Here is a 23901-nt window from a genome sequence, read left to right on the forward strand (position 1 = left end):
AAAAATCCGGTTCCCTCCCCTTTGCAAGGGGAGGGTTAGGGTGGGGTAAACTAAATATTTGATACACTACCACAAACTTTTCAAACATCCTCTAATGTAACTCTCTTAAATTTTGAATTTTGAATTTTGAATTTTGAATTATATTCATCCTTATGCCCTCGTGTAAACATAGTTTTAAACACATGAATAAACTTCCGTGTTCGCTTCTCTACATAACTGTTTTCAATTAGATAATATTGGGGCTAACTTTGGAGAAGATGCTATTTCCCCCTCATTATGCAAATCTGCCAAAATCCCAATTGCTCAAATCCATTCAACTCTGATAGCAATAGATTTTGCGTGAGTTGCGGACAAAGCAACTTTGGCAAACTTCTCAGAAACCGTTACCGCGTATTAAGACTCTTAGGTGAAGGCGGATTTAGTAGAACGTATTCTACAGAAGATGTAGACAGACTAAACGCCCCTTGCGTCATCAAGCAATTTTTCCCCCAGTTCCAGGGAACAGGACAACGCACTAAAGCCGCAGAATTTTTCAAAGAAGAGGCTTTTCGGTTGTATGAATTGGGAGAAAATCATACCCAAATTCCCAGATTACTAGCTTATTTTGAACAAGGTACTAGCTTGTATCTCGTACAAGAATTTATTCAAGGAAAAACTCTTTTACAAGAAGTTCAGCAGCAAATTTATGGCGAACAACAAATTTGGGAACTTTTAGCTGATTTATTACCAGTTCTAGAATTCATTCATACCCATAACGTCATTCATCGCGATATCAAACCAGAAAATATTATTCGCCGTGCAAGTGATGAAAAACCTGTCTTAATTGACTTTGGTGGTGCTAAACAGGTAACACAAACCAGTATCGGAAGACAAGCTACGGTAATTTATACCCTTGGCTATGCCCCAACAGAACAAATGGCTGGGTTTGCTTGCCACGGCAGTGATTTGTATGCTTTGGGTGTAACTTGTGTGCGTCTTTTAACTCAATGTTTGCCCTTGCAAGATGCTTCTGGACAGATTAATGACCCTATTTATGATGCCATGAATGCTAAATGGTTGTGGCGCGAACATTTACAGAAAAAAGGTATTACTATCAGCGACGACTTAGGGAAAATTTTAGATAAATTACTCAAACATCTACCGAGTGAAAGGTATCAAACAGCAGTTGAAGTCATCAACGATGTCAAGTTTGCCACATCGAACATTGAACCTGTTGCCTTAAAAATTGTTTCGATGCCTCAACCTATATTATCGCCGCTACCACAAAAAGTAATCGTCCCATTACCGCCATTAGAAACCTTTGAATTTGATGTAGTGACAGTAGACACAGGTGGTAGAGAAGTAAACCGCATGAACTGTAATACCAACTTCTTTGTTGAAGAATTAGGTAAGTCTGTCACATTAGAAATGGTATCAATTCCTGGTGGTACTTACATGATGGGTTCACCAGAATTTGAAGGAGATGCTGACGAACGTCCACGACATCAAGTTACCGTTGAACCATTTTTTATGGGGAAATTTCCTGTAACTCAAGCACAATGGAGAGTAGTAGCAGCTTTACCCAAAGTCAAACAAGCTTTAAATCCCCATCCATCGAAATTCAAAGGTTTAGATAGACCAGTGGAAAATGTATCTTGGTATGAAGCTGTAGAATTCTGTCTCAGGCTATCAGAAAAAACTGGACGCGACTATCGTTTACCGAGTGAAGCTGAATGGGAATATGCATGTCGGGCTGGAACTACAACGTCTTTCCACTTTGGCGAAACCATTACCCCTGAGTTAGTCAGCTGCACAATGGAACCAAAAAGCAAATTCCGTAAAGAAACAACAAACGTCGGTAGTTTTGAAGTCGCCAACGCCTTTGGATTGTACGATATGCACGGGCTAGTTTGGGAATGGTGTGCTGATTCGTGGCATAACAATTATAACGACGCACCCGTAGATGGAACAGCTTGGGAAGTTGGCGGTGATATAAATCGTCGGGTGCTACGCGGTGGTTCTTGGAGTTTCAGTCCAGAACTGTGTCGCAGTGCTAGCCGTAGCTGGAATGAGTCAGACGGTGGACTGAGGGTTTGTGGCTTTAGAGTAGTATTTTCTGTAGAGGAAATTATTTAGTAATTTAAGACCAAGCTATATAAATTATGAACAATAGAATTGAGAAAGGTGACATAGTAGTTATAAATAAAAGTGGAAAACATTATCAGCAAGTGGGTGAAGTTAGTCAGGTAGATTACAATATTTTCTTTGTCAAAATAGTCTTAGTAAAATTAGGTAATCAAGAAGAAGCCTTTGAAGAAAAAGATTTGCAATTAAAAACTAAAAAGCCAAATCTACAAGAAGTTATTACATCAATAGACAAAATTTTAGAACAAGTCGATCAAATTCAGCACTTGCCGAAACAAGAGAAAGTAGAGTTACCCAACCGTTTGAAATATCTGAAATTAGATATTCCTAAACTAGATAAGCAATTGATTCAAAAAAACTTCGACAGTATAGATAAAATACTCGCAGTAGCAAGAGAGGTAGACTCTTCAGCCAGCTTTTGGCAGGAAATAGATCCTAATTTGGAGAAAATAAGCTGGTGGATTAGAACAAGTCTGTGAACTAAAAAGTAAATCGGCGAGAAAAAATCAGCTTTCTCTAGTTCTCAGCTAAGTCTGGGAATACCTATTGTAAAAATACGCCTCCTAAATTTCCAACAGAACCGCTTTTAAGGCATTACCTCTGGCTGGAAACGAAAATTTTCTCTTGTGTTTTGGTTGAAGTTGATATGTATGAGCATTGCTGTGCTTTTATCAACGTATTTATATCATTTTTTTATCATTATTACACTGAAATTATATAAGACAGTACTGCAACTCTTAATTTAAACTTATCAATAATTAAAGGTAAGCTTATGTTTGACCACTTCATAATTATTAGATTGAAGGGTAAATAATTGGTAGTGGACATAATTAAACGTAACTATATTTTTTTCATTTTCTATACTTAAAGCTTTATGTTTCATACTTTATACTTCATTCTGATGATTGATTTTTATTTGTACCTACTTACTTAACTTGGGTTTTGAAATGCCTGGTTTAAATATTGTTATTAACTGTATATTTACACAAACTTAACTTTTGCAAATATTTTTTTAGAGTAAATTTTGACTTTATAGATTAATAAAAAAGATTTTATTTTCTAAAATAAAATAAGAAGATCATCAGAAATATATATGCATTTTTTTCAGTTTGCAGGAATTCTTGGTTGTACTACAGCAGCTTTCATCTCAATAGCACCCATACAGGTAGAAGCTGCAACTTTTAAAGTGATATCTGGAGTCACCAGTATCGATCGCGATCACGAAGAGATCCTTAGTAGTATTGGGCTAAACTTGACAGGTACTAATCAGACAGTTGCACCAATTCCTAGCAATTATTTAGTTGGCTTCAACATCGACTCAGCCACTAACTTCACGTTCAGTGACGAGGGCGGTTTTACTCCGCTCTCAGGTACAATCGAGCATACTGGTACTGTTACATTCAACAATCAAATTACTGTTGGTAACTTTTCAATCGGTTTTGCTCCAGGACGTACTGTCACAGGTGCCAGCGGACTTGTTTTAAGAGATACGTTTTCTTTAAATACAATTTTGTTTGATTTGAGCGCTCCAGGACTTGTGGCATTTGATGGCCACAATTTAACCATCCCTGATGTGAAATTGTTGATTTCTCCAGAGTTTGCTAATATATTAGGCGACTCTAAATTGACCGGTTTGTTTGCTGGAACTGCACAAATTGATGCTCAAGTTGCTGCCGTCCCCGAACCTAATAGTGTACTAGCAACTTTAGTAGCAGGTGCGGCTCTTTTAGCAACTAGATTTTATACTCAAAAAATTAAATGCACCCGATCTTTTGAAGCATAGCCAACCAAAAGTTCGCTCTACAACCTAACGCTTCATCTTTTTAAAATCTCGTTCCTAGTCTTTGCTGGAATGAGACAACCCAATTATCAGGAGTGCTGAGTGAGGAATCTTACTTCTTTACTCAGCACAGGCTAAACGTCCCGCTAACGCTCAGTAAAAGTGCCCTACGATCCAAATACTTTCCGTTCTCATATTGATGCAATGGCTAACTATGTTTCCGTGAGCAGCCTCAACGTTGGTACAGAGATTATTAAACTTCTCTGCTTCTGAGATTACTTATTGTAAGAAGTTTACTTTCTGAGCGCTGCACAGCATATATATAGTGCGGTATGTTTCGCCATAGTGTCTCCTGAACGACCTTGAGTCCGTTCTTTTCAGCGACACGGCGAGAGGGGATGTTCTCTGGGCGAATCAAGGAAATGACGCGATCGCAACCCAGTACGTTAAAGGCGTAGTCTTGGCAAGTATACGCGGCTTCGGTGGCGTAACCCTGCCTTTGTTGGTCGCAGCGGACATGATAACCAATTTCAAGTTCTCGATGTCCCTCGACCTCCTGCCAAACCAGTCCGCAGTCGCCAATTACCTCGCCCGTTGCTTTAAGAACCATCGCCCATAAGCCTACGCCATGCTGTGCGTAGTTGTGGCGATGTCGGTCAATCCATTTTTCCACCATCTCGCGGTCAAAGGGCTTTGGGTAGTAGCGCATCGACTCTGCATCGCCGAGGACAAGCAGTAGCGCGTCGAGGTCAGAAACCGTCATTTCCCGCAGCAATAGGCGTTGAGTTTCCAATATCATTAGTGAATCCTCCTTTATGTCTGGTACGTAGTAAGGACTATTGACAAAGGCAACTCTAGCCAGATGACTAATAAAATTGCACTTTACCAAGTTTTTTGAGAGCGAAGAATAATGAACTAATATGTAATGTTTGCAGTAATATATTATTCTCAATACCTTCAATTACCTTTTCTAGGGGTAATAAAACTACATCAATTTGTTCTGTAACGTCTAACTTTAAATCAGCTACACATTCCACATCTGTTGCTAAAAAACAATGGGTTAAATTGGTATGAGTAGCTGGGTTTGGTGATAATATACCAGTTTCAATAAAATGATTGCTCGTGTAACCAGTTTCTTCTAATAATTCGCGTTTTGCAGCTTCTACTGGAAAAAAATCTTCAGTCTCTACAGTACCACTGGGCAATTCTAGAATTGTTTTTTTCAGACCGTGGCGATATTGCTTTACTAAAATAAGTTCTTGATTTTTGGTTAAAGCTACAACATTTACCCATGTTGGATATTCCAGAACATAATAGGGTTCAACTATTGTTCCATTAGGCATTTGGCAAGTATCAGACCGTACTGAAATCCATCTGTCTTTTACTATATGTCTAGATTTTAATAAAATCCAATCAAATGGACTTACCATATTTAAACCTCTGTTTTTCTACTTTTTACAATAATTATTTCATTGGATGCGTGTTGCTAAAATTACTGCATTTTTTGCCGTCACGCGGATTTATGTGGCAGTAATCTGATTCACCAAAACTTCTCGCAACACAACTGCTAAATCTTGCAATGCACGTTCACCATCTCCCACAAACGTTGAACCATGCATTGTCGCCAGTGTACGCGGCTTGAGAGCTGCTAATTCTTGGAGAATGCGTTGGCGCAGCCCGCCGCAGGCATCGCTATGTGTTGTATATGGTATGTAATTGGGAAAAGGACTTGCTTCATAATTGACGATTGTTTGACGGAACCGTTCAATTACATCAGACTCAGTTTTTGCTTCCACATCTCCAAAGTGGTGGAAAAGGTCTGAGCAAAACAGTGTCTTATGAGTAGTTTCAAAGAATAATCCTGCATCCCAACCGTGAGGAACTTGGGGTGTATGGTGAAACTGAAAATTATATTTACCAGTGTTTAAAACTTCAGCTTGTTGCATAATTTTGGATGGACGAATTGCAAAATCATCTACACTCACAAAGGCTGCTATAGGACTACAAACTGTCTGAGCATTTGGCGCAATGGACAGCCATTCATTCAGCGATCCACATTCATCAGCTTCAAAATGGCTAAAGCTAATCCAGCGAATTTGTGATGGGTCAATAATCTTTGCCACTGCATCATGTACTATTGAAAACATCCCCTTTAGACCCGTATGAAATAATAATGGTTCTTCATCCTTCACTAAAAACTGGATGAATTGCATATCTATTTTTGGGTCATAGGTTGAGATGCGATAGATATCTGGGGCAATTTCGGTAATGCTAGTCATAGTTTTAAAATTCACACTGGCAATAATGAAACATGGGCTGATACCACCTTCCAGCCTTCAGTAAACCTGTACCAAGTCTGGCTTTGTCGCCCGAAACGCTCTACACCATCGATAATTCGGCGAAACTCTAAAGTCACTGTTGCTGCATCTTTCCCAAAGGTGACAACCTTGAGATTCGAGATTTCTCGCTCTATTTTCGGGTTGGGTCGATTCTGACGAAAGTTACGAATTTCATCGCTACCATAGAGGTTTTCTGTGATTCCAAAGCGCACGACTTCAACCGCATCCCAAAACAAGCTATCCATCACCTCCAAATTGTTATTAAAAAGGGCTTTTTCATATTTGAGATATAAATCAGTTACTTCAGCTACAACAGTAGGGTCATTTATAGTAGTCATTGTGTTACCAATTTTTGATGTTATGGCTGATTATGCACTCTTTTAAATAGCCAGAGCTATTTTTTTTAAGCTCCTTCAGTAGGTAAATTCAGACGAACTAGATCGCGAAAGGTGGAGATTTGCTGCATAAAGAAAATTGAGCCTGCAATACAAACACTTGCACCAAGGATAACAGTATTGTTACTACCAATTTTGCTTGCTAGTGCGCCAGCTATTAAGTTACCTATAGGTACTGCGCCTGTAGATGCCATAACATAAAGACCTGTAATTTGTCCGCGATTTTCATCGCTCACCAATAACTGAAGCAAAGTACGTCCGGCAATTATTTGCAAAATAAAGCCGAAACCAGCCGCTAATAATGAAAGCAGCGAAAGCCAGAACACGCGGGATAGGGCAAAGACAATTAAGCTTACTCCCATAAAACCTATACCCAAAGCTAGAACTTTACCCGATTCCAGTACATTACTATGCTTCGTTAAATAGATACCACCTGCTAAGGTTCCCAAACTGGAAGCTGTCATCAAGAAACCGAAGGTGTTAGGGCCACCTTGCAAAATCTCCTTGGCAAAAATCGGCCCTAAAGCTAAATAAAATCCCCAGACGCAGCAAACTAAAGCCGAACCAATTAAGACTGAGCGAATTGGCAAAAACCCAAAGGCATATTTAAAACTAGTTTTTAATTCTTCTAAAGGTTTGCGCTTGGAAATAACTACTTTTCTAGATGTCAGTTGTATTGCTAGCAGGGCAATAATTACAGCGAAGTAACTGATGCTATCAATCAGGAAACACAACCCCGATCCCAGCGCTACAATCAGCAAACCTGCGATCGCAGGGCCTACCATACTCGTCACACTCACCAAGGAAGAGTATAAGGCAAAGGCATTACCGAGATTTTCCTTACTAACTGTTTCTGGAAGAAATGCCTGTCGAGTCGGAATATCGAAGGCGTTGATAATCCCTTGCAGCACACCAAGAATTGCAATGTACTCGATATTAATCGTACCGCTTAGGGCTAGCCACGTTAGAGCTAAAGACTGAAGCATTCCTAGAATTTGGGCAACTAGTAAAATTTGGTGACGATTCCAGCGATCGGCAATGATTCCACCCAGAGGAATCAACACAAGTGTGGGAATTTGGCTGGTAAAGCCCACTAGACCAAGTAACCAAGCGGAATCAGTGAGGCGATATACTAACCAACTAGTAGCCACTTGAGTCATTGATGTACCAATCAAAGAAATTGCCTGGCCTGTGTAGTACAGGCGAAAATTTCTAGAACTAAAAGCACGCAGCATGACTTGTGATTTGTTTGATGCTTCCATACATCACCCCTGAGTAGTTCCCAGTTCTTAACCGTGAATAAAAAAGTAGGCAGTCATGCTGAAGGCAACAATCATGACAAATTTCCGAATTAAGTGGGGTTCAAGTTTACGAGCATAATGGGCGCTTAAGTAACCACCAAGAGAGCCACCGACTGCCATCAAAATAGCTTGATGCCAAGCAATCACACCAGCAAAAAGAAATGGAACGATCGCAATACCATTGATACAACTCCCTAAAAATGTCTTAAAAGCATTCATTTTGTGGATACTTTTGATACCTAAAAACGTTAGAGCTGCCAGCATTAAAATTCCTATACCTGCGCCGAAGAAACCACCATAGATGGCGATCGCTAGTTGAGCCAGTACCAAATTAAACAACGGTACAGATTCCGGTGATGTATTCTGGTTTTGACGCTGCAACCACTTTTTGAACGGTTCGCCAAAGGTAAATACAACTGTTGCTAGCAGCAATAGATAGGGAATCAGCTTTTTAAAGACATCTGGCGATGTATACAACAAAGCTATGGAGCCAATCATGCCACCAACTAAACTGACACCACATAAAAGTAAAAAATCTCGTCGCTCAATGCCCAAATCTTGACGATATGCTCCAGCACTGGCTAGGGAAGCCACCCAAATTGCAGTATTATTGGTGGCGTTAGCTGCGATCGGGGCGACACCCGTAAAAATGAGAGTTGGAAAGGTGATAAAGCTTCCACCACCCGCTACAGCATTTAAGCCGCCTGCAATGAAAGCAGTACTAAATAGAAGTAAGCTATGGAAAAGTGTTAAAGATGGTGGCATTATTTACGAATTATTAATTTGGGAATATCACTTGGAGAATGGGCAATCAAGTCAGCACCATGAGCTTTTAATTCTTCCTCAGATCCATAGCCATAGGTGACACCAATTGAGGCAATTTGATGGCGCTTGGCTCCGATGATGTCATGTGAGCGATCGCCTACCATCACCACAGTAGAGGGTAAAAGTTTTTCTGTTAATAAAATATGGTGAATTAAGTCACCTTTTATGCTCCGCGTTCCGTCAATTTCACTACCATAAACACCATCAAAAAGCAATGATAAGCCAAAATATTCAATAATTTGCGTAGCATAAATATATGGTTTAGAAGTCGCAACAAAAGTTTTATAACCAGCAAAACGAATGACTTTTAGGACTTCTGCAATCTGGGGATAAAGGGAATTTTCAAATAATCCAATTGTGGCAAAGCGACGACGATATAGGGAAAGAGCCTGTTCAATTACTGTGCCATCCAAGGTATTGAGTAATTGCGAAAAGCTATCTTTCAGTGGTGGGCCAATACACCAATTTAATTCATCAGCATTTGGTGGTTTGTAACCGAGTTCAGATAGCGCATACTGAATACAACCAGTGATGCCAGGTTTCGGATCTGTTAAAGTCCCGTCAAGATCGAAGAGTATAGCGGAGAAAGGCATATTTTAATTCGTAATTCGTAATTCGTAATTAAGAAAGTAACGTTCTAAAATTACCCCATGCCCCATGCCCAATTCCCAATTCCCAATTCAACTCCTAATTTTGAGCGATTTCACAAAGCCTTCTGCACTAAGTAACGCGATCCCCAATGTGACAACACCAATCCCTATACTCTGAATCACGTTTAAAGTTTCGTTAATGGTTATCCATGCCACTAACGCCGTCAAAGCTGGACTGCTAGAGCCGATTATGGAAGCGGTAGATGCGCCAACCATCCGAATCCCGACATTGTTTAAAGTGTGTCCCAGAAAGCTAACAAGACCCGAAAAGATGCTACCAATCCATAAAGGTGTCCAGTCAAGTTGACTGCTTTTAGCTGGCCAGAACAGTAAGCTAATACCGGAGAGCAGTAGAGTGGAGGCAAAACTGATCCACGTAAAGGGAATTGGATGGAATTTTTCTAAACATTTTTGAGCAATGATGCAATAAAAGGCGTAAACGATCCCAGCGCCAAAACTAGCGAAAATACCGATCGCAATGGTATGACTGCTGTAGGTAGCAGAAGATTGGGGAATGGTGAGAGCGCTTCCCACCAGAATAATAGCCATTACTAGCCAACGGAACAATGTGGGGCGATCGCCAAAAAACTTCCAAGATAGCAGCGCTGTAAATACGGGATAGGTGAAGAAAAGGGTCAAGGCAATACCTGTGGGAATCAAGCCAATAGCAATGTAGAGTGAGGCAATATACACAAACATCAGCACCCCACAGCCAAGAGCTTGGATTAGAACATCCCTGCGAACACGGGTAAACAAGTATTGGAGTTCTGTCCAAGCAGATGGATATAGCTTGAATGATAGAGATGCCATGAATGGAACCACGAGCAGCATTCGCATGAACATCAGCAAGAATGAATTCTGCAAATCCGGTTTAAGGTATCCACCAAGTAAAAATAAACCTAGTACGAGATGTTCTGAAAACAAAACTCGGACAGTAACGTTGTGAAACGTCAAAACAAAGGAGGATAGTAGAACCGTTAAGATGCCCAACACAATAAAAAGTTTCCTTAGAGACGACTTGATTGTATTGTTAAAACCACTGGAATAACAAACCAGATGAAGTTTGAGGAAATCAAAGCCGTCGCTTCAAAAACGCTGCCAGTTGTTCAATAGACTTCTTGGAATTGTGGGGAAAAGGGTAAGGGGTAAAGGGTAAAGGTATGGAATTTTCCCAAACCCAGTAACCTTTAACCTTTCCCCAACATCTTGGCAAAAGTTACTTTTGCAAGATGTCTAATCAAAACTATGCCAAGGAACCGACGCCCACAGGTTCAGGAGCAGTCCTTGTGGTGAACTGGTTCACCGGACGGGGCAAACCAAGATTTTCACGCAAAGTACTACCTTCATACTCAGTACGAAATATTCCTCGGCGTTGCAATTCGGGAATTACCAAGTCCACGAATTCCTCTAAACCCCCAGGTAGCCAGGGCGGCATAATGTTAAATCCATCAGCCCCACCATTAACAAACCAATCTTCTAACTGATCGGCAATGTGTTCTGGTGTTCCAAGAATCGTTCGATGTCCCCGCGCTCCTGCAATCCACAAATACAGTTGTCGGATTGTTAAATTCTCTCTGCGGGCAAGATCGGTGATCAACTGCAAGCGGCTTTTGCCACCGTTGGTATCAGGCAGATCCGGCAGGGGGCCATCTAGGGGATATTTGGACAAATCATGGCCACCCACTAGCCCAGAAAGTAGGCCTAATCCGACTAAGGGATGAATCAACTCCTGAAGTTGCTCATATTTATCCTTAGCTTCCTGCTCAGTTTTACCAATTACCGGGAATACCCCAGGCATAATTTTGAGATGGTCAGGGGAACGTCCGTATTTAGCCAATCTCCCCTTGACGCTAGCGTAGAAGGCTTGAGCTTCTGCCAATGTCTGTTGTGCAGTGAAAATCGCCTCTGCTGTTTGGGCAGCTAAATCCTGTCCAGCCTCGGAAGATCCAGCTTGTACGATTACTGGATATCCCTGTGGTGGACGCGCCACATTGAGCGGGCCGCGCACTGAGAAATATTTACCCTTGTGGTGGGGAACATGCAACTTTTCTGCATCGAAGTAAATACCTGACTCCTTATTGTGAAGGAAAGCATCGTCTTCCCAACTGTCCCAAAGTTTGGTGACAACATCCACAAACTCCCTCGCCCGTTCATAGCGTAGCGAGTGTTCTAGGTGGTTTTCTTGGCTGAAATTCTGCGCTGCGGCTTCAGCAGCAGAGGTTACAAGATTCCATCCGGCACGACCACCACTTAGATAATCCAGTGATGCAAATTTGCGGGCGAGATGATAAGGCTCATCATAAGTCGTTGATGATGTCGCCACCAACCCGATATTTTCTGTCACCGCAGACAGAGCCGATAATAAGGTTAAAGGTTCAAAATGGACACTGAATTGTCCCGAACGGCTAAAAGCCTCAGCCCCTTGTCCTCTATCCCAGACGGCTAAACCATCTGCGAGGAAAAGCATATCAAATTTACCCCGTTCAGCCGTTTGTGCCAGCTGCTTATAATGTTGGAAGTTCAGACCTCCATCAGCCGGGGTGTTGGGATGTCGCCAAGCTGCAACATGATGGCCACTCCCAGGTAAAAATGCTCCGAGTTTAAGTTGTTTTTTTGTACTCATGTTTATATTTGCGAGGGCGTACTTATGCTTTTTTCGTTCTCCAGTTTGGAACAAGAAAATGTTAGTTATTAAGACTCTGGTCTTGTTGCTTGGATGGAAGGTCGTTTAGAGAATTCATCGTACCAACTAGCAAGTTTTGGATATTTCTGCCGCCATTGCAGATTGGGAAGGCGGATTTCTAGTCCAAGTGCAGAGGCGAGGGTTATATGAGCAAGTTTTGGAGTTTGGTCGAGTTTATCTGATATCTTCTCGAAGTATTCCAAAATTCTCAACGCTCGCTCACGCTCAAACTCGATCGCCCCAGGAGACTGTTCGCTGTGGGGACGCCTTAACTCCCGTACCCAGACAGCAATGCCATCTATGAACCCACCAGTCATACCTTCAAGTTGCTGTAAAAAGCCATTAGATATGTCAGCAACTAGTTTAATTTCAGGATTTAAGTGATTCAGATAGACGCAAATTATACGTGTTTCACTCAAGATAAATCCGTCGTCAGTCGCTAGAGTTGGTATTTTACCTGTAGGGTTGTAATTCAGTAGGTCGCTGTTCGGATCTCGTGCAATGACTTTTTGCGTTTCGATCTGATTGCTGAGATTCAATTCTATTATTGCTACCCGTGCAATGCGTGCATAGGGCGAGTTAGGTGTATAGAAGAGTTTCATAAAAAAGCGCGATCGTCATTACTCAGCAGAAGGTTAAGCCAGTAAAGGGCAGGGAACAGGGAAATGGAGTTCAAAGGCTCATTAATGAAGCTCAAAGCCTCATTAATGGAGTTCAAAGACTCATTAATGAAGCTCAAAGACTCATTAATGAAGCTCAAAGACTCATTAATGGAGTTCAAAGACTCATTAATGAAGCTCAAAGCCTCATTAATGGAGTTCAAAGACTCATTCACGAATATTAAACACTCGTTCACAAGTATCAAAGACTGATCTCTCTCTTATTCCCAATGCCCAATACTTCTCTACGAGAGGCTGCGCCAACGACTTCGCGGTAGTTGAGCGTAGTCGAAACTCAGTACAAGTGCCCAATGCTCAAGTACTACGCAGTCACCGCCTGACGACGGTTGTACTCAGAAGCATCTCCTTTGATAGCCTCACTTTGTTTACCATCGATGCCAACTGGGAGATCGCCGACAATTGTGACTCGTTGAACGTGGCGGGGCTGGTCGCCGTAATCTGCGATCGCATAATGTTGAGTAGCCCGATTATCCCAAAAAGCTACGTCACCAACTTGCCAACGCCACCGGACTGTGTTCTCAGGACGTGTAATATACGCTTGCAACAGCCGCAGAATATCATCTGATTCAGTTGTTGATAAGCCACGGAACTGGCGCACAAATCCGCCGATGAATAGCCCACGCTCTCCAGATTCGGGATGGACGCGTACAACTGGGTGCAGAGTCTCGTACACAGTCGAGGTGAAGACAGCCCGATAAGCCTTGGCATCTTCAGGTAAGTCAAATGCAGTTGCATAGTCGTATTTGTTGCTATGTACTGCCCAAAGTTGGTCTGCGAGATTACGCAGATGAATAGGTAAATCTTGGTATGCAGTCACCGAGTTTGCCCAGACTGTATCGCCACCAGTTGGCGGAATATCAAGCGCTCGTAAGATAGAACCGAGAGGAGGACGGTCTACGAATGTAACATCTGTATGCCAGCTATTAGCGCGGGAAGTGGTGCGGCCATAATTCAGGTCTAAGACTTCTGGATTTTCTGGCAGCGATGGTACAGTTGGGTGGGCTGTAGTGACTTCACCAAAACGACGAGCGAAAGCAACCTGTCCATCAGCATCAAGCTGTTGCTGACCGCGGAAAAATATCACTTTGTATTTGACTAAAGTCTTGCGAATATCGCTGATGATGTCATCACTAAGATTAGAACTCAGATTAACACCAATAATTTCAGCACCGATACGTCCTGCAACTGGTTTGATATCAAAGTATTGGGAACCCATGTTTTTATCTCCAAGAAGTTTATGTTTTGACAAAATGTAGAGACGCGATTCATCGCGTCTCTACTAAACACCAGGGGTAGATCCGCCATCAACGATAATCTCTGTTCCTGTAATCGATGCAGCAAGATCGGACACCAAAAATAGCGCCAGCGCGGCAATTTCTTCTGGCTGGGCGATTCTTTTTAAAGGAATACTTTGGATATTTTGTGCCTTCACTTGCTCAACAGTGATGCCTTGCGCTTGGGCGTTTTGCCGCGCTAAAGTCTCGGCACGCTCAGTAGCTGTAGCACCAGGGGAGATAGCGTTAATGCGAATGTTGTACTCGGCTAGCTCTTTAGAAATGCCCTTTGTGAAGTTCAACAAAGCAGCATTGCTTGTACCACCAGCTAGGAAGTTCGGACGAGGTGTCCGTCCTGCACCGCCGACTATATTGACAATCCGCCCATCACCGCGACTTTTTTGATGGGGAACGACGGCTCTAACTAAGCGGATATAGCCCAATAATTTTAAGTTCCAAGCATCCAAAAATAAATCATCAGTGGATTCTAGGAAAGATCCAGCACGGGCTGAACCTGCATTATTAATTAAAATATCAATCTGATTAAATTGGGACAATGTTGTGGAAACAACTTTCTCAACATCCTCTGCTTTAGTCAGATCGGCGCTGATGGCAATAACTTTAGCGCCAGAAGTTGGTAAAGACTGGATGTTAGCTACTGCATTTTCTAGTCTTTCTTGATTGCGGGCTGCGATCGCAACATTCACACCCTCACTATAAAGTGCTTTGGCAGTAGCTAAACCAATTCCCGCACTTCCTCCTGTAACGATCGCAGTTTTACCTGATAGTTTTAGTTCTAAACTCATACAAACTTACCCTCAAAAATCTAAATAATTTAATTGCGAACCAATAATATTGCTGATTGAGAGCCTGTATTGTGGACATCCAAGATGGTTTGATTTTCCCCAGAAGTGCAGCCCAGAAGTATTTTGATTTCTGTATCCCGTTTTTCCAAGTCAACACTACAAATGACGGCGGTGACTTTTTTACTAGACAAACTACCTATCCAAACATCAATATCGGCTCCATCTCCAGAGCGAGTGTTTTCCAAGTATCCATAGTCCAACGGATAAACAAAGGATGAATAACGTGGATGTGATGTCCCTTTTGGGCGATCTATCTTGAGATTACTAATGGCTACAAGCCGATCTAGTTTGAACCAAAAATCAGCATAATTCGTAGTTTTTAATTCATCATTCGTAATTCTCACCTCACAAATAAATCTGCCTGATTGCAACAAGGAAAAACATTAGTCTTTCTGAATAAATTAGTGCATGAAAAAATTAATTACGAATTACGAATTACGAATTACGAATTATTTTGAAATGTGCAATACAGCCTTGCCAGGAAAACGCCTGTCGAGTAGTTGTTGTGCTACATCAGCTATTTGTGTCCAAGAAGCTTCTAAATCAATGTGAGGATGTAACTCATCTGCTTCTACTAGACTCAAAAGCCTTTTTAGACCGACTGCTGCTGATTCAAATCTCAATTCATCGAACAGACGTAAACCATACAGGCTGACGCTACCAGTCCCAAAAAATTGAGCCGCATTGAATGTCACTTCAGCTCCCCCAGATACTCCATACAGCACAGTTTTCCCATCCTGTGCCAGTAAGCCAAGAGCTACCCCCAAAGTCTTGCCACCCACTGACTCTACAATTAGATCGTAGGGGCCGTACTCGCTGGCGGGTGAAAGGTCTTCGCCAATCACCACCGATTGCGCCCCAGCTTCTCTAACTAAAGTTTCATAGCCAGCTTGACGAATATGTGCCACAACTTGCGCTCCTGACAGTTGCGCCAACTGGATAGCGAAGTAACCTACGCCTCCTGATGCGCCTGTAACCAGAACTGTCCGACCCAAAAGTGAACCACCTTTTAACACCGCATGGTATGCAGTTAAACCAGCTACAGGTAGTGTGGCGGCTTGAGCAAAAGATACCGATGACGGCACTACTGCTAAGGCGTTAGTAGGAACAGACACGAGTTCTGCCCAAGCACCGGCCCGACGCAAGCCAACTACACGTGCCCCTTGGAGAGGCCCCGAACCATCGGCGGCGGGGATTTCCACTACACCTGCTAAGTCCCAACCAGGTTGCCAGCCAGCCTCAGCAGTCGTTGAACGTTTTACCTCTCCCCGATTGAGGGAAATTGCCGCTACCCGCACTAGAGCTTCATCTGGGGCAGGCTTTGGTGCAGTCACTTCACTCAGTGCCAAACGCCCCGGCACATTGGGATCAACAATCACAGCACGTATTTTGCTCATAAGGTTGCCCTGGCTTAGAGATTAATTTCTAGTTTGTTGGTTCGCAATGTATTCCCTGCAATAAATAATCTCGATAGATTAGCTATTTATTCTTAACTCCCAATCTGTGTAAATAGGTTAACGAGATTTAAAAACAACGGTATCTTGATAAGATTACAGTATTTTATGGTTTGTACAAAAAAAACTATCACAGACAGCCAGAAGAATCAAGCACCTTGTGGAGAAATTCGCCGTTGACACTTCTTGCACTGTAGTCAAGCCAAGTAGCTTCCCTATGATTCGGAGTTCTTTTTGTAATTTCTCAATTTGACTCCAAACAGTGTAAATGCGAAAATGATTAGCAAGTTTACGTTATGGTGTTTTCGCCTCTATTGTTGAGTTTGAACCTCTACCTTTGCATCCGATTCATCTCCACTTTGAGAAACTTTTTCTGGGCCGCACTGTACCGGAGTTACTCCTGTACCTTGAGTGAGTCCGTGTTTCGTTGTGGTGTCGTAAGCATTATTATCAGTATTTGCTTGGGCGTAAGTATCGTTAAAAATCTTGTCAGATGCTGAGGTTGTTTTGCCAAGAAGCTTTTTGTGTAAATCTTTAAAAGCCTTCTCATCAATACTAATGTGCCCATTCTCGTGTGTATCAAGAGCGCTATAAAACCTTGCCCATTCTTTTTTAACAGGTTCGCACTGTTGATCGAGTTCCGTCCAGACGGGCATTGCCTTAGTTTCTGTTACTAAGACATCTGCCTCATAGACAATTTCATCGGATTTATCTTCTGCTTGGTAAGTTTTGACATCTTTTGCGGGGGCACAAGTAACACTGCCCGCTTCGCCCTTTCCTTGTGATGTTAAGTTTGTAATTGCTTCGGTAATATTTTTTCCCGAAGCAGTAATTGTGGCATTCTTTTTGTCAATTTTAGTTGTCCCTTTTTTGGGCGGCATACCATTAGATGTCTGTTCAACAGGGGCTGGTGCTGTAGATGCATCACTTTGTTTCTGCACTTTGCCTGTCTGCTGTACCACATGGGTTAACTCATGGGCTGTCAACTCGTTATTACCAGGTGATTTCTCGGCGCTAAAGTAAACATCACTACCATGAGTAAAGGCCTGCGCTCCCAACGACTTACTCATCTGCGTAGCATTGGAGTCAGTATGTACTCGCACATCGTCGAATTTACTACCAAAGCGTGGTTCCATAAAGTTTCGCACTTCAGGAGATAACGGGCTTCCTCCACCCTTACTATTATTTAACTGACTCTCAATATTATCTTGGGTTTGGACGCTGCGATCGCTAACGCGTTGTAGTGACAACTCGGTTTGTACTTCTTGTTCTTCTTGCTCACAATCTGCACATTCTCGTTGTACTATATGTGAATCTATTGCACCGATATTTATATTTGACTTAAGTCTAGGTAGAAGCATAATCTGGTCAGCTGACTGCTCATACTGGTCTTTTGGCTGGCTACCTATAAGTTGCGGCTGTGGACGACGCAAAGATATCCGACTAATGTCGTGAACAAGAGGTTTTTCTTTAATAGCTTCTGGTTCTAATAATTGCTCGTTAGCAGACGTGGCTTCTTGAAGGTCGCCATTGAGCGCAGTATTATTATTTGTTGGTAAACCAAAACCGCGTGTTGGATTGGCCAATGTGGGAATATTGGATGAGACAAGCGATGGATTCGTAAAATTTGATGTTCCCGTATTGGCTCGCTTCCATGTGCTTAAAGGCAAAGCGGCTTGTCTTTTAATGTCGCTCATCTCTCAATTCCTACATTTTCTAGATTAATTAGTAACCTCTTATCTATTGCATTCCAGTATTTTCTATACAAAAATATAACTATTTTATTGACATTCTTATGTATAGACTTTAGACTTTAGTCTAGTTTTGCCATTATTCAGCTAGCCAAATATTCAAGAATTGACATTTGGTGAAATTAATTATGTGTTCTGAATAACGCATAATTAATTTCACAAGCAGATGTCTGTCTAATAAATAGTTAACGAACCGTTCCCCGCAGGGCTTCAGTATCAATTGGTTTGATGAGGTAAATTAACAGCAGATTCCAAACAATTGCTGCAATCAAAGGTAGTTTGCGAATTAGCTTCATCAATTTCGGGTTATAACTGCCTTCAATCTCTGCAATTTTCAAGTTGTAACCTGCACAGCGTTGCAGACGTGGGAAAAACTGGGGATGTTCGGTATTCAACATTACAGGAAAAGCCCGTCCTGCGGTTTCATTGGTGTTGCGGACAACTTGGATATCAAATTCTGTGGCATCAAGTCCCAATGATTTGTAGAACCCAGAACGTTCATGAACTGTCAGGGTGTGAGTAGCAAATACTGACAGCAAGAAAAAGCGACTCCACAGCCTAGATTTCCAGGTGTTCCAAAGTTGCGGTTGAGAACGCAATAATGCCTTGAATATATCTCCGTGGCGGTTTTCGTCTTGACACCAGCTCTCAAAATAGCGGAATATCGGGTAAAACTGGTTTTCTGGGTGCTTTTCTAGATGCCTGAAAATAATAATGTAACGCCAGTAACCGATTTTTTCTGAGAGGTAAACGGTGTAAAGTACCCATTCAATCGGGAAAAATGTATAAGTGCGGGTTTTAGTAACAGCGCCCAAATCAAGGGAGAGTTTAAAATCAGCCATTGCTTTGTTGAGAAATCCGGCGTGGCGGGCTTCATCACGCGCCATCATTTGAAAGATTTCTGCTAGCACTGGACTACGATTTTTTAGCTTGCGGGATAATTCCTTGAATAGCAAGAAGCCGGAAAACTCAGAAATGCAAGAACGTTCCAAATACTCTATAAACGCCTGCCTTGCTTCACCGTCAATGTGTTCCCAAGACTGCTCAAACGCTTCATCTCGGACAAAATGGTGCCGATTGTAGTCTGTCCGCATTTCTGTCAACATTGCCTGCAATTCCGTTTCCTGGGCAGACAAATCCAGCTTGGCTGCGGTTTCAAAATCTGTAGTGTAAAACCGGGGGGTAAGTACAGTTTCTTTGCTGGGGGTTTTAGTTTCTGGCTTGGGTAGGGTGTTAACCATGAGTGATGAGGCGAGCGAGTCAATAGTTCTATAACTATAAAGCTATGACAAATGCAATTATTTTGCTAGACCTAATTTACAATCCTTCAGTAAAATCGGAATTTCTGAATTTTTCTTCAACGGGTTGCGCCCAAGAAGGATTCTCCAATTTCAGCCAAGCGTAAAAGGAACTGGGGACTGGGGACTGGGGACTGGGGACTGGGGACTGGGGACTGGGGACTGGGAAAATATTTCAAAATTTGCTGTGGGTAATAGCCCCGAACATCATTTTTGAGCTGATTACCCAATCCCTAATCTCCATTCAAATCTTCCCAATCCCTAGTCCCTAACTCAATCATAATTCTTTCCTTCTGCCTTCTGCCCCCCTGCCTTCTGTCCCCTGCTTCACCGCAGTAATTCCTCAACTTGATGTTGGCTCCACAAATTTCTATATAAGCCCTGTTGTTGTAAAAGTTCCAAGTGATTTCCGACCTGCACAATTTTTCCCTTTTCCATGACAAAAATTCGGTCAGCTGCCGCCGCCGCTGATAATTGGTGCGTAATAAAAATTACTGTTTTGCGTTCAGTACCACTGGAGAGATTTTTGAGGATTTTCGTAGCTGTTTGATTATCTACACTAGAGAGAGCGTCATCCAAAATTAACACTGGAGCATTGACCAACATTGCTCGAGCCAAAGCAGTACGTTGCCGTTGACCGCCAGAAAGATTAATACCGCGTTCGCCAACAATAGTTTCATATTGCTGGGGAAAATTCTGAATTTCTGATTCAATTTGGGCAAGTTTAGCGACAGATTCTACCTGCTGTTGTTCGCCAACTGGATCGCCGTAGCGAATGTTATTTTTGATTGTAGTGCTAAATAGAAAGCTATCTTGAGGAACGTAGGCGATCGCACCTCGTAAATCTGTCAAAGCGATCTTAGTAATATCTACTCCATCTAAAAACAATTGTCCTGATTCAATATCCAACAAGCGGGGTAAAGCATTGGCCAAAGTAGATTTACCCGAACCAATTGCCCCAACAATCGCAACAGTTTCTCCAGGAGCAATGGTAAAGTTAACATTTGCTAAAGCTGAAGTCGTGGAACCAGGGTAATTATAGGTGAGATTTTTAGCTGTCAGTTCGCCTTTGAGTTCAGCCACTGGCAGATGTATGGCATCGGCTGCATCTTTAATTTTTGGTGTGACAGAGAGAATAGCTTCAAGCCTATCGATACTAACTTCACCGCGTTGGTAGGCAGTAATTGTAAATCCTAAAAGAGCAGTGGGGAAAACTAGACGCTCTACATAAATTAACAATGCTAAAAAATCGCCAACCTGAAGTGTCCCAGCAGACATCCGTGCCGATCCTAGCCAGATGATCACCAGTGAACTGATATTAGCTAGCCCACCAATTAGCGGAAACAGTGTATTGCGGAGTTTTGCTAGTTCCAGGTTAGCAGTCAATAGCTGCTGATTTTTCTTGGCAAAAGCTCGACGCTCGTTAGCTTCTTGAGCATAGATTTTAATTAAGGCAATGCCACTGATATCCTCTTGGATGAGTTCGCTGATGTCAGAGAGTTGCTCTTGGACTTTTGCTTGTTGTTTGCGTAAGCGATCGCTAAACAGACTCACCAATAAGAGCATAAAAGGGTATACTGCCAGGGCGGCTAGGGTGAGATCCACACTAATTGTCAGCATTACTGGCAGTGTCAGGGCGTAGGCAAACATCGTATTTGCCAAACTCAAGACCGCAAAACCCAATAACCGCTTGATATTGTCCACATCACTAGTAGCGCGACTAATCAAATCGCCAGCAGTATTACTGGCAAAATAACCAGGTTCCAGTTTCAGTAAGTGTTCAAAAATCCGTTGTTTCAGGTCAAATTCCACCTGCCGTCCCACCCCAAATAGCCAAATGCGTGATGCCATCCGCATTAGCCACATTGCCGAACTGAGCAAGACAATAACTACTACGTAATGTAGTATTTGGTTCCATCTGAAGGTTGTCGAGAGTTTGTCAACACCAGCACGAATCAACCAAGGGATATAAACACCCAGTGCATTGACAGACAACAAAGCGAGAATACCCAAGGAGGCTTCCCGCCAATGGGGTCGTAGGTAAGCACTGAGTTTAGCGATTCGTTGAGATTTTGCCATTAAAGCAATTGTGCAACTTTATCATCTAGATTAACTGCTAGTCCAAGAAGGCAGCTATGAAGAGGGAATATCGCTTGTGATAAATTCAGCTGTTGTTACCTCTTTTAACTGGATAGTTATTGCCATTCATTACTAGTAGTCCATCACAGCAACTTTAATGAAGAAATAAGTTCGTAGTAAGGACTTTAGTCCTTTGATTAATGGCTCAAGCGCTTACTACGAACCAAGTATTGTTCTCTTGCCTGATTACCGCTGAACACGCAAGAACCTGTAAATTTCAAGGAGATAACTTTCCCAAGTTCTTGTTGTCAATTGCAATGTTTCCGAATTTGGTACAAAGTCTTCAAGTCGTAAACCGCGTGTGCGAATATCTTGAGGACTTCCTTGTAATAAATAGGGAGGCACTCTCAAATTATAAGAAAGAATGCTATCCCCCGTTACATCTGAGATGTTCGTTGTGGTGGGTTGCCCTAATGCCACCAGTGTCTCAGATGTTGTAGCACTTGCGACAGACGTTTCGCCCGTCATTGCTAGAGGTGCTCTATAAAGGAAATAGGCGACTGCTGGTGTACTTGCTAACAGCAAAATAGTCAGTGCCCAACCGATCAAGTAGCCTCCTGGTTTGTCTATTCCACCTCCTTTGATTTTCTGAGCGGCAAGAATCATCAGTAAAACAGAGGCTCCTAGAGGCTTGAGTGGAAAAGATAGCATCCTCCACAACGACGCCACAGCAGGTTCACTGGGGTTAAGAAATGATAGGGCTACGATTACCAAGATAACGACTAAGATTAATCGTCCGACAAAAGTTCCAGAGGGATAAAATCGCTGGAACAGAGAATAAACGATAGTGCCAATCAGCAGCCACAGCAGTACCCGGCTTAACAATAGAAACATAGACTAACTCTCAAATTTTCTGGTGCAGTGAGCCAGTGTGGTGGTGTTCGCGTAGCGTCTCCGTCAGGAGAGGCAGTCCGTTTCGATTGGGGTTGCCCCCAGAAAAGACTGCCATGCAGGGAAACCATACATAAAACAACTGGCGACTTCTTACTGATAGCGACGTTATAAACGTCACCCGTAAGGTTCAACCTAGAGGTTTCGGGAAATGGATTTATTTTATTGTCAAATTGTAATCGTACTGTTTGACTTAAAATTTCTCAAACCTCACACCCAATGACTACCGTCGTAGTGATTTTAGTGCAATTTTTTGACACTGCGTCTATTATTTATAATTTTCCAGAAGAGTAATCTAGTACCGGTAAACTAAATTAATTAAGTAATCTACTCAAAAGGAAAAACTATGTCGCCTGGAAAGCCTACTATTCTGGTAACAGGGGGAGCTGGATATATTGGTTCTCATACAGTGCTTGCTTTGAAGAAAGCGGGTTATAGCGTTGTCATACTTGATAATCTGGTCTATGGACATCGCGATCTAGTAGAAGAAGTTTTACAGGTAGAACTAATAATTGGGGACACAAGCGATCGCGCCTTGCTCGATCGTGTATTTAAAACCCATGATATTGCCGCAGTGATGCATTTTTCTGCTTATGCCTACGTAGGAGAATCGGTGAGCGATCCGGCCAAATATTACCGCAATAACGTCCTTGGTACTTTGACGCTGTTAGAAGCGATGCTGACAGCATCTGTAAAGAAATTTGTCTTTTCTTCTACCTGTGCCACCTACGGGGTACCAGAATTCGTGCCCATTCCAGAAACCCATCCCCAAAATCCGATTAATCCCTATGGCGCTACAAAGCTGATGGTAGAAAGGATTCTCTCTGATTTTGACGTTGCTTACGGTTTGCAATCAGTGCGTTTTCGCTACTTCAATGCTGCTGGTGCTAATCCCGATGGCTTACTAGGCGAGGATCACAACCCCGAAACCCATTTAATTCCCTTGGTGCTAATGACAGCTTTAGGCAAACGAGAATCCATTTCAATTTTCGGCACTGATTACCCCACGCCCGATGGTACGTGTATTCGTGATTATATTCACGTTAACGACTTAGCAGATGCCCATATTTTGGGATTGGAATATTTATTAAAAGGTGGCGATAGCGAAGTTTTTAATTTGAGCAATGGCAGCGGTTTCTCCGTCAGAGAAGTCATAGCCGCAGTCGAAGAAGTGACAGGAACTTCGATACCAGTAGAAGAACGCGATCGCCGTCCTGGCGATCCCCCAGTTCTCATTGGCACCAGCGATAAAGCCAGAACAGTCTTAGGCTGGCAACCTCAGTATCCATCCATCAAAGATATTGTTGCTGACGCGTGGCAGTGGCATCAGAAGCGACATAAGTAAAAGTTAGGAGTTGGGAGTTAGGAGTTGGGAGTTGGGAGTTGGGAGTTGAGAGTTAGGAGTTAGGAGTTGAGAGTTAGTAAATTTTAGATTTTAGATTTTTCTTCAA

Annotated in this window: 22 protein-coding genes; 4 read left to right on the forward strand and 18 right to left on the reverse strand. The window is 42.4% G+C overall.

What is annotated here, in order from left to right; genetic code table 11:
• Window positions 1-276: 276 nt before the first annotated feature.
• The 3 genes from RMZ95_RS04100 (at window position 277) to RMZ95_RS04110 (ending at window position 3907) form a co-directional block, all read left to right on the forward strand.
• On the forward strand, window positions 277-2115 hold the full coding sequence (locus RMZ95_RS04100) for a bifunctional serine/threonine-protein kinase/formylglycine-generating enzyme family protein (RefSeq protein ID WP_322685502.1): 1839 nt from the start codon (window positions 277-279) through the stop codon (window positions 2113-2115).
• 26 nt (window positions 2116-2141) lie between these two features.
• On the forward strand, window positions 2142-2603 hold the full coding sequence (locus tag RMZ95_RS04105; protein ID WP_322685501.1) for a hypothetical protein: 462 nt from the start codon (window positions 2142-2144) through the stop codon (window positions 2601-2603).
• A gap of 614 nt (window positions 2604-3217) precedes the next feature.
• The gene (locus tag RMZ95_RS04110) at window positions 3218-3907 is read left to right on the forward strand and encodes a hypothetical protein (RefSeq protein WP_322685500.1); all 690 of its coding nucleotides are present in this window, start codon (window positions 3218-3220) and stop codon (window positions 3905-3907) included.
• Between the two features lie 250 nt (window positions 3908-4157).
• Here the strand turns inward: RMZ95_RS04110 and RMZ95_RS04115 are convergent, their stop codons facing one another.
• From RMZ95_RS04115 to RMZ95_RS04200, 18 genes are all read right to left on the reverse strand, one after another.
• Window positions 4158-4793 carry a GNAT family N-acetyltransferase gene (locus tag RMZ95_RS04115; RefSeq protein WP_322685499.1) on the reverse strand — a complete coding sequence of 212 codons (636 nt, stop codon included), beginning with the start codon at window positions 4791-4793 and terminating at the stop codon, window positions 4158-4160.
• Window positions 4771-5334, reverse strand: a complete 564-nt coding sequence (locus RMZ95_RS04120; RefSeq protein WP_322685498.1) for an NUDIX hydrolase — start codon at window positions 5332-5334, stop codon at window positions 4771-4773. The genes RMZ95_RS04115 and RMZ95_RS04120 overlap by 23 nt, the downstream gene beginning before the upstream one ends.
• Window positions 5335-5424: 90 nt before the next feature.
• On the reverse strand, window positions 5425-6183 hold the full coding sequence (locus RMZ95_RS04125) for a hypothetical protein (RefSeq protein WP_322685497.1): 759 nt from the start codon (window positions 6181-6183) through the stop codon (window positions 5425-5427).
• 11 nt (window positions 6184-6194) lie between these two features.
• Entirely contained in the window at window positions 6195-6581 is a 387-nt protein-coding gene (hpxZ, locus tag RMZ95_RS04130; protein ID WP_322685496.1) for an oxalurate catabolism protein HpxZ, read from the reverse strand.
• A gap of 65 nt (window positions 6582-6646) precedes the next feature.
• Window positions 6647-7900, reverse strand: coding sequence for an MFS transporter (locus RMZ95_RS04135; RefSeq protein WP_322685495.1), 1254 nt, complete (start codon window positions 7898-7900; stop codon window positions 6647-6649).
• Window positions 7901-7927: 27 nt separating this feature from the next.
• Window positions 7928-8704 (reverse strand): sulfite exporter TauE/SafE family protein, encoded by a 777-nt coding sequence (locus tag RMZ95_RS04140; RefSeq protein WP_322685494.1) that lies wholly within the window; start codon window positions 8702-8704, stop codon window positions 7928-7930.
• Window positions 8704-9357, reverse strand: coding sequence for an HAD family hydrolase (locus RMZ95_RS04145; protein WP_322685493.1), 654 nt, complete (start codon window positions 9355-9357; stop codon window positions 8704-8706). The genes RMZ95_RS04140 and RMZ95_RS04145 overlap by 1 nt, the downstream gene beginning before the upstream one ends.
• 87 nt (window positions 9358-9444) lie before the next feature.
• Entirely contained in the window at window positions 9445-10338 is an 894-nt protein-coding gene (locus tag RMZ95_RS04150) for a DMT family transporter (protein WP_322685492.1), read from the reverse strand.
• A gap of 319 nt (window positions 10339-10657) precedes the next feature.
• Window positions 10658-12037, reverse strand: coding sequence for an LLM class flavin-dependent oxidoreductase (locus RMZ95_RS04155; protein ID WP_322685491.1), 1380 nt, complete (start codon window positions 12035-12037; stop codon window positions 10658-10660).
• 68 nt (window positions 12038-12105) lie between these two features.
• Window positions 12106-12699 carry a glutathione S-transferase family protein gene (locus RMZ95_RS04160; RefSeq protein WP_322671866.1) on the reverse strand — a complete coding sequence of 198 codons (594 nt, stop codon included), beginning with the start codon at window positions 12697-12699 and terminating at the stop codon, window positions 12106-12108.
• A 379-nt stretch (window positions 12700-13078) separates the two neighbouring features.
• Entirely contained in the window at window positions 13079-13993 is a 915-nt protein-coding gene (locus RMZ95_RS04165; RefSeq protein WP_322685490.1) for a TauD/TfdA family dioxygenase, read from the reverse strand.
• Between the two features lie 63 nt (window positions 13994-14056).
• Window positions 14057-14857, reverse strand: a complete 801-nt coding sequence (locus RMZ95_RS04170) for an SDR family oxidoreductase (RefSeq protein ID WP_322685489.1) — start codon at window positions 14855-14857, stop codon at window positions 14057-14059.
• Between the two features lie 29 nt (window positions 14858-14886).
• Window positions 14887-15261, reverse strand: a complete 375-nt coding sequence (locus tag RMZ95_RS04175; protein ID WP_322671863.1) for a hypothetical protein — start codon at window positions 15259-15261, stop codon at window positions 14887-14889.
• A 105-nt stretch (window positions 15262-15366) separates the two neighbouring features.
• Window positions 15367-16314 (reverse strand): zinc-binding dehydrogenase, encoded by a 948-nt coding sequence (locus RMZ95_RS04180; protein ID WP_322685488.1) that lies wholly within the window; start codon window positions 16312-16314, stop codon window positions 15367-15369.
• Between the two features lie 368 nt (window positions 16315-16682).
• Entirely contained in the window at window positions 16683-18068 is a 1386-nt protein-coding gene (locus RMZ95_RS04185) for a DUF4157 domain-containing protein (protein ID WP_322685487.1), read from the reverse strand.
• Between the two features lie 239 nt (window positions 18069-18307).
• On the reverse strand, window positions 18308-19363 hold the full coding sequence (gene acsF / locus RMZ95_RS04190) for a magnesium-protoporphyrin IX monomethyl ester (oxidative) cyclase (RefSeq protein WP_322671860.1): 1056 nt from the start codon (window positions 19361-19363) through the stop codon (window positions 18308-18310).
• 384 nt (window positions 19364-19747) lie between these two features.
• A complete protein-coding gene (locus tag RMZ95_RS04195; RefSeq protein ID WP_322685486.1) occupies window positions 19748-21499 on the reverse strand; it encodes an ABC transporter ATP-binding protein in 1752 nt (583 codons plus the stop codon).
• 246 nt (window positions 21500-21745) lie between these two features.
• A complete protein-coding gene (locus RMZ95_RS04200; protein WP_322671858.1) occupies window positions 21746-22393 on the reverse strand; it encodes a hypothetical protein in 648 nt (215 codons plus the stop codon).
• Between the two features lie 403 nt (window positions 22394-22796).
• Here RMZ95_RS04200 and galE point away from each other — a divergent pair, with 403 nt between their 5' ends.
• The gene (gene galE / locus RMZ95_RS04205; RefSeq protein ID WP_322685485.1) at window positions 22797-23795 is read left to right on the forward strand and encodes a UDP-glucose 4-epimerase GalE; all 999 of its coding nucleotides are present in this window, start codon (window positions 22797-22799) and stop codon (window positions 23793-23795) included.
• The last annotated feature ends 106 nt before the right edge of the window (window positions 23796-23901 follow it).

The organism is Nostoc sp. DedQUE07 (genome assembly GCF_034530975.2).
GTDB lineage: Bacteria > Cyanobacteriota > Cyanobacteriia > Cyanobacteriales > Nostocaceae > Nostoc.